Source organism: Stappia stellulata DSM 5886, from assembly GCF_000423705.1.
Taxonomy (GTDB): domain Bacteria; phylum Pseudomonadota; class Alphaproteobacteria; order Rhizobiales; family Stappiaceae; genus Stappia; species Stappia stellulata.
Map to the genome: position 1 here is coordinate 369,556 of NZ_KE384082.1, position 14,275 is coordinate 383,830.

Genomic DNA, 14,275 nt, shown 5'->3' on the forward strand with positions numbered 1-14,275 from the left:
CATTGTAGTCCGGGCACGTCGCAATCGCCGCCATGATCGTAGGCACCGACGTTTCCACCCTCGGCGGCATAGCCGTGCTTTTCCGCGTCCTGGACACGCAGGCGCGCGCCGCCTTCGTCCTCGACCGCATGGCCAGGGTTACCGCGCAAAACGACTTCGCCAGGCAGCTCAGAGAGACGAAAAACCTGTTCACGCCCTGCGACCGCACCGGCGACCGGCTGGAATTTGTCAATCCGATCGCCCAGCGCGCGTTTTCCGGCGCGCTCTTCGCCGTACTCGATCCCACCGGCGGCACGAAACAGGCGCTCGACATGACGCTGGCCACCGCCACGCGGCCGCTGCTGGCCGAACTTCATCCCGTCGCACTGCCCTCCGCCACGCCCTGCCCACCGGCCACCTGCGCGATCCTGATCCTGACGCATCTGGACATGGTGCCGGCCGCATTGGGCGCCCGGCTGCGCATGGTGTTTTCGCTCACGCAGCGCGAAACGGCGGTGGCCGCGTCGCTCGCCTCTCCCAGGACCGAGACGGAAATCGCCGAAGGGCTGAACATCAGCGCGAACACGCTGCGCACGCATCGAAAGACGATCTACGCCAAACTCGGTGTCGCCAGCCGCGCGGAGTTCGCCGCCCTGATGGCGCGGCTTGTCTGAAGAGCTCGGGATGCAACGGGGAGGCACCAGACGGCAAAAGGAGATGCGCAAACAGCTCCGCCTGCTTGCGCCACGCATCCCATTTGCCGATTCAGAACCTGTGATCGAGACGGCGCTTGCCGGCCATCTGCGCCATCTGCCGCCGTCCATCGCGCTCTGGCAGGCGCTGTCGGCGCATGTGCGCCATGAGCACACCGACTATGACGCGCTCCTCGACGACGGCTACGACCGGGACGCGGCCCGCTTTTTCGTCATCGACGACATGAACGCCGTGCTGGAAGGCTGGGGATCGGCACGCCGCCTCACGGCCGAGGAAGACGCGGTCTGACGCCTCAGCGGTAGAGCCAGTGCTCGGGCACATGGGCGACGACCTCTTCGCCGGGCCGGATCACGCCGGGACGTTCGACATAGGCGACGAGGCCGCGCTGCCGCCGGGCAAGCCTGGCGAACATCAGGTCCAGCCCCTCCCGGTCCGGATACTGCGCGGCAATCGCGCCACCCGCGATGCGGCACGGACTGTTGTCGCCGTCAACGCGCAGCACCACCCCGCCCGCGAAGACCATCCGCGTGCGCGGCGGAAGCAGCGTCAGCCGCGGCAGCCCTTCGGTCAGGACATTGGCGCCAATCCAGCCGGCGTCGACACGTTCGACATCCATGGCTTCGGCGATCGCGGCAAGTTCTTCCAGCGAGACGATGGAGATCTGGCGCTCGTTGCACATCTCCGTGCCGCGCGCATACCAGGGCTCCCGCCCGCCCGACTTGCGGGTGAAGCCGGCATGGCGGTCGCCTGCAATCCCCTCGAAGCCGAGTTTCAGGGCGGCCGTCCAGCGGGTCTGGAAGTCGTCGGGATCGGGGGTCGCATAGACCCTGGAGACCAGGCCCCTCACCTTGCGCGCCGGCTCGATCTCGAGGTCGTCGGTGGTTTCCCGTCCGAAAAGATCCGCAGTCATCGCGCGCCGCCCTCGCCTCTGCCGGCGACCTCCGCCGCCATTCGCATCCTGCCGCTCTTTAAAGACGAAACCGGCCGGAAAGAAAACCCGGGTGCCGACGGCGCGGACAGCCCGTGCCCGGGCGCGAACCAAAACGGCGGGCCCGGTCGGGCCCGCCGTTGGCGGTATTCAAGCTATCAGCGAGAAGGATCAGCGCGTCAGCGGCTTGTATTTGATGCGCTGCGGATTGGCGGCATCCGCGCCGAGGCGGCGGATCTTGTCCTTCTCGTAGTCCTCGAAGTTTCCTTCGAACCACTCCACGTGGCTGTTGCCCTCGAACGCCAGCATATGCGTCGCCAGACGGTCCATGAACATGCGATCGTGGCTGATCACGACGGCGCAGCCGGCGAAATCCTCAAGCGCGTCTTCCAGCGCTGCCAGCGTCTCGGTGTCGAGATCGTTGGTCGGTTCGTCGAGCAGAAGGACGTTGGCGCCCGACTTCAGGATCTTGGCCAGATGCACGCGGTTGCGCTGACCGCCGGAAAGCGAACCGACCTTCTGCTGCTGATCGCCGCCCTTGAAGTTGAAGGACGAGCAATAGGCGCGCGAGTTGATCTCCTTCTTGCCGAGATAGATCACCTCCTGGCCGCCCGCGATTTCCTCCCAAACCGTCTTGTTCGGGTCGAGCGTGTCGCGGGACTGGTCGACGTAACCGAGCTTGACCGTCTCTCCGATGACCAGGTTGCCGCTGTCCGGCGTTTCCTGACCGGTGAGCATGCGGAACAGGGTCGACTTGCCGGCACCGTTGGGGCCGATCACACCGACGATGCCGCCGGGCGGAAGCTGGAACGACAGGTCGTCGATCAGGAGCTTGTCGCCATAGGCCTTGGAGATGTTCTCGACATCGATGACATTCTGCCCGAGCCGCGGCCCGGCGGGAATGACGATCTGCGCATTCGGGTTGCTGAGGCGGTCTTCGTTGGCCTTGAGCAGCTCGTCATAGGCCTTGATGCGGGCCTTGGACTTGGTCTGGCGCGCCTTCGGGCTCATGCCCATCCACTCGCGCTCGCGCGAAAGGGCGCGCTGGCGGGCGACATCCTCGCGCGATTCCTGCTCCAGCCGCTTCGCCTTCTTTTCCAGATAGGCGGTGTAATTGCCCTCGTAGGGAATGCCGTGGCCGCGGTCGAGTTCCAGGATCCAGCCGGTGACATTGTCGAGGAAGTAGCGGTCGTGGGTGATGATCAGCACGGAGCCGGGATATTCCCGAAGGTGCTTTTCAAGCCAGTTCACGGTTTCCGCGTCAAGGTGGTTGGTCGGCTCGTCGAGGAGCAGAAGATCGGGCTGGTCGAGGAGCAGCTTGCACAGCGCCACGCGACGACGCTCGCCGCCCGACAGATTGTCGACCGGCCAGTCGGCGGGCGGGCAGCGCAAGGCTTCCATCGCCATCTCGACCTGCGATTCCAGATCCCACAGGTTCTGGCTGTCGATGATGTCCTGGAGCTTGGCGCCCTCTTCCGCCGTCTCGTCGGAATAGTTCATCATCAATTCGTTGTAGCGGTCGAGGATGGCCTGCTTGTCGGCAACGCCGAGCATGACGTTTTCCAGGACCGTCTTGCTCTCGTCGAGCTGCGGCTCCTGCGGCAGATACCCGATCTTGGCGCCGTCGGCCGCCCAGGCTTCGCCGGTGAATTCCTTGTCGAGGCCGGCCATGATCCGCAGAAGCGTCGACTTGCCGGCGCCGTTGGGGCCGAGGATGCCGATTTTCGCGTCCGGGTAGAACGACAGATGGATCCCGTCGAGAACCTTCTTGCCACCCGTGTAGGTCTTGGTGAGACCGTGCATGTGATAGATGAACTGGCGCGCCATAGGTGCCTGCCACTCCGCTGATACAGGTGAGGGGAAACTGGGAGGATGTCTTAGTCGAAGCGCCGCCCGGGAGCAAGGCCCGGCCCGCGTCGGCCCGGGGCGGACGGTCGTCGGGCCGGCCCATGCGCGCCGCCGCGTTTACCTCCCGTTCACCAAGCAGCGTCAGGATCGCCGCGGGCTGGGCAAACCCCAAGGATGTGTGTCATGCGTCTTCCTCGATCCGCCGGCATTGCCGGCATTCTCGCTCTCGCGCTGATGGTCAGCGCCTGCGGCTCGAACCGTTTCGAGCGCGGCGTGACGGGCGGAGCCATCGGCACGGCCGCCGGCGCGGGTGTCCTGGCGGTAGCGGGCGGTCCCGTTCTTGTCGGCGCGGCCGCGGGTGCCGTTGGCGGCGCCGCGATCGGCGCGCTCACCAACGAATGCCAGATCGACCTCGGTCCGCAACGTCCCAACAGCTGCTGACGCGCAGCGCCTGACGGAGCGGACCCAGCGACAGCACCCGCTTTCCGGCCCCGGAGGACCGCGCCCGTGTGCGACGCGCCCGCGCGAAAAGCGGGTGCCGCGCGTGGTCGCGCGCCTGCGTTCCATGCCAGGAAAACCCACCGGATCGCGCCCGAATCCGGATTGCAGTTGACTATTCATGCAACCCTTGCGCAAGGTCCCTCGGGTTTTTACCATGACCTGCAACGTCCCGCCCCCGAGCGAAGCCGACCGGCAAGCGCGCGGGCCGGGAATGGAGCCTGGCAATCAAAGGGGGGGGAACCAATGAGCTGGTCATTGCTTTGGGTGGACCAATGGTCGGGATGTCCGGACGCGCCGCCGCGCGCCGACAGGGCGGTCCAGGGCGCACGCGCGCTCCAACCGGAACTTCCGGACCCCGGTGCCATGGCGGCGGCACATCGGGCGCTTCAGCAGATCGCGGCGGTGGACGACAGGGAAGAGGAAGTGGTGATCCCGGCAGGATTCGAACCTGCGACCCTCAGATTAGGAATCTGATGCTCTATCCTGCTGAGCTACGGGACCTGCGCTCACACGCGTTCCTGACGCCCTGATACCAAACCGGTGTGAAAAATCAATTTCCATCGTTACGGAAACGTCCGACCCGGGCGCAAGATGACGGCACCGGGCCTGCCACGGTGACGCGGCGGCTCGTGGCCCGCGATCGCGGCCGCCGACTCTGCGGCCGGTCCTGCCGCTAAAAGTTGCATGCCGCATGGAAAGTTTCACTAACGACTCATGCACCGCTGTGGTTATCTGCAAGTCACCAGTTGAACCGACGGTTCCGGGGCACCGATGTCCAGACCTGCCCGGATGCCAGCGGCGGAGTGTGCGATGGACGGACTGCAATCCGGCTCGAAACCGGATCACGACATCCTCCGGCATTGCGACAGCCTGATCGCGGCGCTGCGTGCGCTCGGTCAACCCGCCTGGATTTTCGACCGGCAAGGTCGCTACGTCTTCCAGAACACGCTCGACAGCGACACCTTCGGGGACATGACCGGCCTCTCCCCGTCGGAAGCGGCGATCGGCGGCGCGCTCGGCCACGAGTGGCTCGCGATGCACCTGAAGGTCGTCGGCGGGGAAGAGGTCCGTTACGAACGCGAGATGGACACGGCCCGCGGGCGGGTGTCCTCGGAGACAACGATCTCGCCCATCGTGGTCAAAGGCGAGATCGTCGGCGGGGTCGGCGTGTCGGTCGACCAGACCCTGCGCACGCGAGCGGAGGCGCATCTCCAGCGCGCACACGGACGTCTGCGCGACTATCTCGACGTGTCCTCCGACTGGGTCTGGGAGACGGATGCCGATCACCGCTTCACCGAGGTTTTGGGCGACGGGGCCCGGCTCGGACTGGATTTCTCCGGCTGGATCGGCGCACGGCTCTGGGACCTCGCTTCCTGCGATCCCGCGCATTTTTGCGAATGCGAAGTCAACCGGGCGCGAATGGAAGCGCACCAGCCGATCTCCGACGCGGTGTTCCCCCTCCCCCGGCAAGACGGTCGCATCCTCTGGATCGAGATCAGTTGCCGGCCCACGCATGACGCCGCCGGCGCGTTCACCGGCTACCGCGGTGTCGCCCGTGACGTCACGGCCCGCGAGGACATGTCGCGCCAGCTCCGCCGCTCCGACATCGTGCTCCGCGCCATCGACAGCTCGGTGATCCTGTGCGACCTCCAGGGACGCATCGAATGGGTGAACGCGGCGTTCGAGCGCCAGACCGAATACAGTTTTGCCGAAGCACGCGGCAAGAAGCCGGGTGACCTGCTGCAATGCGCGCGCACCGATTCCGGGACGGTCGCGGCCATCGGTGCGGCGATTGACGCCAGACGCGAAATCCGCCGACAACTGCTGAACCGCTCGAAATCTGGCCGTCTTTACTGGATCGACCTCACGGTCCAGCCGATCATGGGCACCGGCGGACACATCGAGGGGTTTGTCGGCGTCCAAACGGATGTGACCGATCTGATCCAGGCCCGTGAGCGCACCAGCGCCATCATCGAAAACATCGCCGCCGGCATTCTGCGCCATGACGCCAGCGGAGCCATCATCGGCTGCAACCCGGAGGCCTGCCGGCTGCTGGAGCAGACCGAGGACCAGATGACAGGCCGTGCCCGGGCCGACCCGCGCTGGGCGACCCTTTATCCGGATGGGCGCCCCCGCCCTGCCGCGGAAATGCCCTCCTCCGTCGCCTTGCGCACCGGAAAGGAGATTCGCAACGACACCGTCGGGATCCGCCTGCCGGACGGTCGCGTCCGCTGGTTGCAGGTGAACGCCCGCATCGCCACGCCGGACATCGGCGACGACATCGAGGTCATCACCAGTTTCATCGACATCACACAGGATGAAGAGCAGCGCCGCGAACTGCACGAGGCGCGGGCGCTGCTTCAGGATGTAATCGACACCATTCCCGACGCGATCGAGGCGTATGACGCCGACAACCGGCTGATCCTCTTCAACCGGTCCTCGCTCGATCTTCACGGCCAGGCGGCCGCGGCCGTCCACCTCGGCGCCCGCTTCGAGGACATTCTGCGCAGGGGGCTTGCCGCAGGCCACTACGCCCATTCGGGTTTGTCGGCGCAGGACCATGCGCGCTGGATGGCGGCACGGCTCGAGAGCCACGGCAACCCGGCGATGGACGGCGAGGTCCAGCAGTTGGCGGACGGGCGCTGGCTCCAGATTCGCGAACGGCGTTCGGCGTCCGGGGTGACCGTCGGCGTTCACACCGACATCACGGCCGTGAAACAGGCGGAACTGGCGATCCGGGCCATCGCCGAGACCGACGGGCTGACCAAGCTGGCCGTGCGTTCGGTCGTGATGCGCGAAATCGAGGCGGCGCTTGTGCGCGCCGCGGACGACGGCTCCACGGGCGCAGTGGTGATCGTCGATCTCGACCACTTCAAGACGGTCAACGACACGCTGGGCCACGACGCGGGCGACAAGCTGCTGATCGCGGTCGCGGAGCGGCTGCGCACGCTGGTCGGTCACGACGGCCATGTCGCCCGGCTTGGCGGTGACGAATTCGCCCTTCTGCTTGCCGGACACCGAACGGCGGATGGCTTGGATGACGTGATCGACACCATGCACGCCTTGTTGAGCCGGCCGGTGACCTTCGAGGGCAATCGCCTGCGGGCGGGCGTGTCCCTCGGGGTTGCCGTCTACCCGCAGGACGGCACGACCGCCCCGGACCTTTTGAAGAATGCCGACATCGCGCTTTATCAGACCAAGGCGCGCGGGCGGAACGGCTGGACCCTTTTCAATCCCGACCTGCGCCGCCGGGTGGAACGGCGCCACGCCCTTGCGGAAGCCCTTCGGGCCGGCATTCCAAGAGGCCAGATCTGCGTGGCACTTCAGCCAATCGTGTCCATGACCCGAGCGGACGTGTTCTCCTTCGAGGCGCTGGCGCGCTGGACCTACGAAGACACGCCGGTATCGCCGCTGGAGTTCGTGTCCGTTGCGGAGGAGACCGGCCTTGGCGTCCAGCTTGGCCAATGCATCATCCAGGAAGCCTGCAGGCACCTTCAGATCCTGGACGGGGCCGGCGGCGCCGCGCCGGGTCACATCGCGGTCAATGTCGCCACCTCGCAGCTCAAGGACCCGGGCTTTCCCGCCTGGCTGGAGAAATGCCTGGCCCGATTCGACCTGACGCCGTCCCGGCTGGAGCTCGAGGTCACCGAAACGGTGTTGCTCGACAAGGCGACCGACCGGTTGGCCGCGACGCTGGAGCGGTTGCGGGCCATGGGCTTCACCATCGCGATGGACGATTTCGGCACAGGCTATGCCTCGCTCGCCCACCTGAAGCGTTTCCCCGTCTCCAGACTCAAGATCGACAAGTCCTTCGTCGACAACGTGGGTGACGGCGGGGGCGATGCGGTGATCGTGCGCTCGATCGTCGACCTCGCCCACAGTCTCGGCATGACGGTGGTCGCCGAAGGGGTGGAAAGCCCCGCACAGCTCTCCTTCCTTGGCGATTGCGGCTGCGACTTCGTCCAGGGCTACCTGATCGGCCGGCCGACGACCGACATCGCCGCCTTCTGCCAAAGCCCCCCGCGCCTGCCAGGGTGACACGCAAGCGGGACCCGGAAGGAAAAGGCACACACTTTCAAAACTTCATGTTTTCCGGATCTTCAGCCGCCGCTTTGCAGGCGACCTGTATGCCAACCGGCTTGCGACAGCGAGATGGGCTGACAAGCGATGCACAGCCCTCCAGTGACCCTGTAAGGTTTGCATTTCCTGATGTCCGGCTTCTGCCAGACGATCCCGTCAAAGCGGTGAAGGGCGAGAAATCAAGACGGGTGCGGGATCGGGGGGGGCGCCGACGACGAGGCCCGGAAAGCCCCAAAGGCCGCTTCGACGGCATATCAGCGACCGAACGCAGAACGAAAGAGCCCTTGGACCTTGAGGGCGCAGCGCAGGGACCTTGGCTTTGCGAGGCGGAAATCGACGGACCGCTCGCAATGCTGAAGCGACACTGGAAGACGCCTGCGAACGTGTCCGCGACGCGGACTGGGCGCCCCGCCGTGACGAGACCGGAGCACCGGCCGACGTCTGCGGCAGCAGAAAATGAAAGCCGAGGGCGTCAATTGGAGCGAAGCGGACGAAGGGGCTGTCGCCCGGCTATCACCCGGCGTCCTTCACGATCCGGAAGCCGATATGGTTCGACCCGAGGCCGCGCTCGGCCGGTTGCCGGGCGGCGGGGCGGTAGCGCAAACAGTAAGAGGGCGCGCAGAGCCAGGATCCGCCCTTGATCACCCGTCGCGCGCCGATCTCGGGGTGTGAGAAGCGGGCTGCAAGCGTCTCGGGCGGACCGTCGGGATCTGTCTCGGCGCGGTCGGGATGCGCCGGGACCCACCAGTCTGCAACATACTCCCAGACGTTGCCGAGCATGTCGTAGAGGCCATAGTCGTTCGGCGGGAAACTCGCGACGGGCGCCGTGCCATGATGGCCATCGTCGGCGAGATCGGTGGCGGGAAATTGCCCCTGCCAGGTGTTCGCCCTCCAACCGGTGACCGGGTCGAAGGGTTCGTCCCAAAAGGGATCGTCGAAAACCCCGCCACGGGCGGCCATTTCCCATTCCGCCTCGGTTGGCAGGCGCCCGCCCGCCCATGCCGCAAAGGCTTCGGCATCCTCGGGCGAAACCTGCACGACCGGATGATCGTCGCGCCCGCGGATCGTGCTGCCGGGGCCTTCGGGAGCGCGCCAACTGGCACCGGGAACCCATCGCCACCATTGGTTCGGGTTGTTGACGTGCACGTGCTCTTTCGGCTGGGCAAAGACCATGGAGCCAGGCTCGAGCAGTTCGGGCGGCCAGCCGGGGCGTTCGGCAGCCTCAAAGCCGCGCTCTGCGGTGGTGACATAGCCGGTCGCCTCCACAAATTCGCGGAACCTTGCGTTGGTCACCTCCGTCCGGCCGATAAGGAACGGCCCCACGGTGACCTCACGCATAGGCCCCTCCTCGCGATAATACGTCTCCGATCCCATCCGGTATGTCCCGCCCTCGATCAGGACCATGTCCGACGCCGCAGCGGCGGCGGGCAGCAAGAGGCAGGCAAGGGTCGCCGTGCGCAGACATGCGGTCACCAAGAAGCGCAGGCTCCCCAGTCGCGTCTGAGCCACGTCGGGCGCCGCGATGCCGTCTGGCATCGCAGTCGAATACGTGTGGCGCGGATCGGCCGGCGAACCGTCCAGCGGCTGGGCTAGCGCCGGTGCCGCGCGCGACAAAATCCCGGCGGCGATGAGCGGCACGCGGGACCGCATGAAGAAGGAAAACAACGTATCCGGTTCCTCCGGGCTCTTTTCCGGCCATCCCGCACTTGTGGGCGAGCCGGCGAACCCGCCCGGCACCGACGCCGGGCGGAGCACTTTGGAGACCTGGGCTCAGTTGTCGGACGCAGCCCGCAACGCCGCTTCCAGACGCGCCTTGTCGGCCTCGGAAAGCTGCGGACGGTCGACCTCGATGGTCAGTCTCTCCAGCTTTGCCGTCAGCGGGAAGGGTGGCGTGTAGTCCGCATCGTACACCCCGGTCAGCGTATCGGACCCGATGTCGAAGGACTCGTCCCATTGCAGGATCATCCCGAGCGTGCGGTCCATCTTCTGCGTCTGCACCGCCGTGCCATTCACCCTCAACGTGCCGGTTCCCGACGCGCCGAGACCGGTCATATCGTTGTAGGCAAGCGTGCCGACCCCGAGCCCGTCATAGGTGAACTCGAACTCGAGCGTATGCTTGCCGGGAGGCAGCGCTTCCGGCGCCTCCCAACGGATGCGATTGAGGTCGACGAGGTTCCAAAGGAACACAGGCTTGCTGTCCTTCAGATAGAAGCCGTAGCCCCCGAAGCGCCCGCCCGAGGTCAGGATCATGCCCTCGGCGCCGCCTTCGGGCACCTCGATCTCCGCGGTGATGGTGTAGGACGTGTTGAGCAGCAACGGCGAGCTTCCCTGCGGCAGACCGACCATCGGCTGGGTATAGACGAACTCGGTCCGCCCGGCGGTGATGTTCGGGCGGGGCGAGATCACTCGGGCGGCCACCGAGGCGTCCATCGGGAAGACGTTGTTCTTCTTGGCCTCCTCGATGAAGATCGCCTTCAGCTCTGTCACCTTGTCGGGATTGTCCGCCGCGACGTCGGTGGTTTGGTTGGGATCGGTCGTCAGGTCGTAGAGTTGCAAGACCTGGTTGTTCAGCGGATCGGCGTTGGCCGCGCCGAACGCCTGCCACGGCGCGCGGTTCACCTGCGTGCTCAACAGCCAGCCGTCATGATAGAGCGCCCATTGCCCCATCATCTCGAAATACTGGGTCCGCCGCGCGCTCGGGGCATCGGTATTGGCCGCGTCGAAAGTATAGGCGAAGCTGACGCCATCGATCGGGGCCTGCGGAATGCCGTCCACGATCTCGGGCGCCGGGATCCCCGTAGCGTCGAGGATCGTCGGCGTTACGTCGACGACATGCATGAACTGGTCGCGCACGCCGCCCGCGTCTGTGATGCGGTTCGGCCAGGAAACGACCATGTTCTGGCGGACGCCCCCGAGCCGCGAGGCGTTCTGCTTGAACCAGTCGAACGGGGTATTGAACGCCCAGGACCAGCCGGCCGACATATGATTGTACGTCTGCTCGGTTCCCCACTCGTCGTAGAATTTCAGCTGTGTTTCCGCCGGGATCGCATTCAGGCCGTTGAAGAAAGCCACCTCGTTCGGCGTGCCGAGCGGGCCGCCCTCCGCGCTCGTGCCGTTGTCGCCGTTGATGTAGATGATCAGCGTGTCATCGAACTTGCCCATGTCGCGGATCGCCTGGATCACGCGACCGATCTCATGGTCGGTGTAAGCCACATAGGCTGCAAAAATTTCGACCTGTCGGATGAAGAGCTTCTTTTCGTCGTCCGTCAGACTGTCCCAAGGCTTCAGGATGTCGGCATCCGGCCAGGGCGCGAGCTTGGCGTCGGCGGGAACGTAGCCCATCTTCTTCTGGTTTTCGAAGATGGTCTGACGAAGTTCCTCGTAGCCCTCGTCGAAGAGTTCCAGCTTCTGGATCTTCTCCACCCATTCCGGTGTCGGATGGTGCGGTGCGTGAACGCCACCTGGAGCGAACTTGACGAAGAAGGGCTTGGAGGGATCGATCTGGTTCAGCTCGGTGATATGGCGTATGGCGTCATCAGCCATTCCGGTGGTCAGGTTCCAGCCCGGTTTTCCCTCGAAGGGATAGATCTGGGTGGTGTTGCGGAACAGGTTGGGTTGCCACTGGTTCGCGTCGCCGCCGACGAAACCGTAGAAATACTCGAAGCCCATTCCGACCGGCCATTGCGTGAAAGGGCCCGCCTGACTGGCTGCGAAGGCAGGCACATTGTGGTTCTTGCCGAACCAGGAGGTGGCATAGCCATGATCGCGCAAGGTCCGACCGATGGTCGCCTTGTCGGGCTCGATGATGCTGTTGTAGCTGGGAAAACCCGTCGATTGCTCCGAGATCACGCCGAAGCCCGCAGTATGATGATTGCGCCCCGTCAGCAACGCTGCGCGGGTGGGCGAACACAGCGCGGTGGAGTGAATGCCGGTGAAGCGCAGACCTTCCTTGGCGAGTTGATCCATGGCGGCGGTCGGGATCACTCCTCCGAAGGTGCTCGGCACGCCGAAGCCGGAATCATCGGTAATGATAACGAGCACGTTCGGCGCGCCCTCGGGCGGCACCACACGCGGCGGCCACCATTGCGTCGACTGCAGCGCCTGCTCCTTGATTTCTCCCCCGAACTCGGGCGGCGGCGGCGGCAGCTGACGGCCGTCAATCGTTGTTGTGGCATTGGGAGCTCCGGGTGTTCCGGTCACTTGCTGTGCCGAAGCGCCGGCGAGAGCGGCTATTCCGATGGTCGACGACAGGACGAATATGGCGGCAAAGTCTCGAGCATCCCTCATGGTGTCGGTTCCCTTCATGCTGTTCCCCTGGTGATCGACCCAGCAACCGTTGCGCCCGGTTTCCGGTTACCGGACTTCTACGACCACATACTGGTTCCCGTGGGCTTGGTAGTAGACGCCGCCGCAGCTGTAGAGGCTCATGCCGTTGACCACGACAGTGCCGCACCCCCTCGGCAGCGTGGACACGTAGACGGCCGTACGCCGGACGACACGCCGCGTGGTGCGCCGGGCAACGCCGGCGGCGCTGACAGGCGTCATCGGACGACCGAGGCGTGCCTCGGCGCTGGAGACCAGACCCGAGACCGGCCAGATCGCCGGATCGGACTCAAACGTGAGCACAGCCGCGAATGCGGCGATACCGAGCAAGCATGAGATCGGTCTTCCGCGCATCGGCATCACTTCACTCCCTCAAGAACGACCTCGGCCGACCCCAGCTCGCGCGCGCCCTCCGGTGCCGCGAACGCAAAGTCATCCTGTGCCCCGAGCGACCAGTCCCGGAACTGCGCGATGAATTGCGGCGCGCCCGTCACCCATTTGGAGGTGATGACGTAGCGGACGGGCAACGCCGGCGCCTCCGTCGAAATCCAGAGCTGCCAGTCGTGCTCCGCCGCGCGGTAGTAGATGTGATGGGCAGACTGCCCGTCGATGTTGGCAACCCCGATATAGTCGCCGCGGTCGACCCCGTTCATCAGGTTGCTGCAGGGGTCCGCATAGAGCAGATCGGCCCCGCCTGCTGCACTCTCGCCGAAGGTCGCGAGCAAAGCGTCGAGCCCGGCATCGAGATCGCCCGCCGCCTGCGTTGCGGCATAGCCGCCGGTCGCCTCGGACCAGACTGTCAGCGTCGCACCGTCAAAGACAACTTCCACGGCACCGAAAGCGCCCTGCCGCGTGAACCTGAAGCCCGCGCCGCGGTCCACGATCGCATTGGTCGTCGCGACGAGTTGCAGCTTGCGCCCGTCTTGCAGGATCACTTCCGTCGATGCGGCGGAGGTGACCGTGAACGCCTCGAGACCACCAAGCGCCTCGCACATTCCCCGCAACACGTCTTCGGCGTCGGGATCGATCTCCGCCGCCCCCAGGGGCTGCGCGACCAGAAAAGCGGAAAGAATTGTCGCCGTCATGCAGCGCCAAGCTCCACTGGGAGACCAGCAACGCCGCGTCGGTATGGAGAGTTTATCCACCATGTCAGAACACCACCGAAAGGCCGATAGTCGGGCCATAGAGTTCCATGTCGACCGCAACGCCATTGTTCTTGTAGTCGATGGAGAGGTAGCGGAAGCCCAGTTCGCCGCGGATGCGTTCGGTAAAGCCGTATGAGCCTCCCACGAACGCCTCCCACGAAAAGTCCGAACCGACCCCGAAGCCGCCGACATCGGCGGAGCCGCGAAGTTCGATCCGGTCCGTCAGCTGATATCCTGCGCGCAATCCGATCAACGGATCGACGAAAGTCTGGGAGTCCGATCCGCTCTGCGCCGTGAGAAGGCCGCGGCGCGCTACGTCGATCTCGGTCGAGACGATCCGCGCGCCGCCGAAGACATCGAATCTGGCCCGGTCATTCGACCAGAACTGCCAGCCGACCGCGCCTGTGCCGATGAAAGTCTTCAAACCGGTTTTCACACTGGCTCCGGCAGCCCCCGTGCCGTCGGTCGACAACTTGGCGTACATCAAGTCGCCGAGAAGCAGAAACCGCCCCCGCCGCACCTCGGCATTGGCGAAGGCGGCGAAATCCAGTGATTGGAGAATGTCGCCGATGCCCGCGGACACGCTGCTATCGAGACTGCCGCCGCCGCGAAGCGGGACGCGGCTGTCAATCTCCGCCGCCGTCAGCCAGCCATAAAGTGTGACCCGACCGCTCCAATCGTCCGACCAGTCCTGGGCATGAGCGAAACCGGGCGTGAGCAGCATTAAGAATGAAAGAAGCTTCACCGGAGTCATCTT

11 protein-coding genes and 1 tRNA gene are annotated in these 14,275 nt (G+C 65.3%); 4 read left to right on the forward strand and 8 right to left on the reverse strand.

The features are described 5' to 3' along the window. Window positions 1-32: 32 nt before the first annotated feature. A complete protein-coding gene (locus G572_RS25525; protein WP_029059009.1) occupies window positions 33-653 on the forward strand; it encodes a helix-turn-helix transcriptional regulator in 621 nt (206 codons plus the stop codon). A gap of 43 nt (window positions 654-696) precedes the next feature. Beyond that, window positions 697-981: a DUF2293 domain-containing protein gene (locus G572_RS0114000; RefSeq protein WP_245566222.1), complete on the forward strand. Its 285-nt coding sequence runs from the start codon at window positions 697-699 to the stop codon at window positions 979-981. A gap of 4 nt (window positions 982-985) precedes the next feature. Here the strand turns inward: G572_RS0114000 and G572_RS0114005 are convergent, their stop codons facing one another. Beyond that, entirely contained in the window at window positions 986-1,603 is a 618-nt protein-coding gene (locus G572_RS0114005; protein WP_029059011.1) for an MOSC domain-containing protein, read from the reverse strand. A 189-nt stretch (window positions 1,604-1,792) separates the two neighbouring features. After that, window positions 1,793-3,448: an energy-dependent translational throttle protein EttA gene (gene ettA / locus G572_RS0114010; RefSeq protein ID WP_029059012.1), complete on the reverse strand. Its 1,656-nt coding sequence runs from the start codon at window positions 3,446-3,448 to the stop codon at window positions 1,793-1,795. 204 nt (window positions 3,449-3,652) lie between these two features. Here ettA and G572_RS0114015 point away from each other — a divergent pair, with 204 nt between their 5' ends. Next, on the forward strand, window positions 3,653-3,910 hold the full coding sequence (locus tag G572_RS0114015) for a hypothetical protein (RefSeq protein WP_037546881.1): 258 nt from the start codon (window positions 3,653-3,655) through the stop codon (window positions 3,908-3,910). A 484-nt stretch (window positions 3,911-4,394) separates the two neighbouring features. Here G572_RS0114015 and G572_RS0114020 read toward each other — a convergent pair. Then, window positions 4,395-4,471, reverse strand: a tRNA-Arg gene (locus G572_RS0114020). Window positions 4,472-4,780: 309 nt separating this feature from the next. Here G572_RS0114020 and G572_RS25530 point away from each other — a divergent pair. Further along, complete coding sequence (locus G572_RS25530) at window positions 4,781-8,008, forward strand: sensor domain-containing protein (protein WP_051242391.1); 3,228 nt, start codon at window positions 4,781-4,783, stop codon at window positions 8,006-8,008. Between the two features lie 555 nt (window positions 8,009-8,563). On the opposite strand, the gene G572_RS0114035 is transcribed toward G572_RS25530, so the two are convergent. From G572_RS0114035 to G572_RS26285, 5 genes are all read right to left on the reverse strand, one after another. Next, a complete protein-coding gene (locus G572_RS0114035) occupies window positions 8,564-9,805 on the reverse strand; it encodes a formylglycine-generating enzyme family protein (protein WP_245566223.1) in 1,242 nt (413 codons plus the stop codon). A 15-nt stretch (window positions 9,806-9,820) separates the two neighbouring features. Continuing rightward, complete coding sequence (locus tag G572_RS0114040) at window positions 9,821-12,337, reverse strand: arylsulfatase (RefSeq protein WP_051242620.1); 2,517 nt, start codon at window positions 12,335-12,337, stop codon at window positions 9,821-9,823. 66 nt (window positions 12,338-12,403) lie between these two features. Further along, on the reverse strand, window positions 12,404-12,727 hold the full coding sequence (locus G572_RS0114045; RefSeq protein ID WP_037547133.1) for a DUF6515 family protein: 324 nt from the start codon (window positions 12,725-12,727) through the stop codon (window positions 12,404-12,406). A 5-nt stretch (window positions 12,728-12,732) separates the two neighbouring features. Continuing rightward, the gene (locus G572_RS23955; protein WP_051242393.1) at window positions 12,733-13,458 is read right to left on the reverse strand and encodes a DUF2092 domain-containing protein; all 726 of its coding nucleotides are present in this window, start codon (window positions 13,456-13,458) and stop codon (window positions 12,733-12,735) included. A gap of 64 nt (window positions 13,459-13,522) precedes the next feature. Further along, window positions 13,523-14,272: a DUF481 domain-containing protein gene (locus tag G572_RS26285; protein ID WP_156884618.1), complete on the reverse strand. Its 750-nt coding sequence runs from the start codon at window positions 14,270-14,272 to the stop codon at window positions 13,523-13,525. Window positions 14,273-14,275 lie beyond the last annotated feature (3 nt).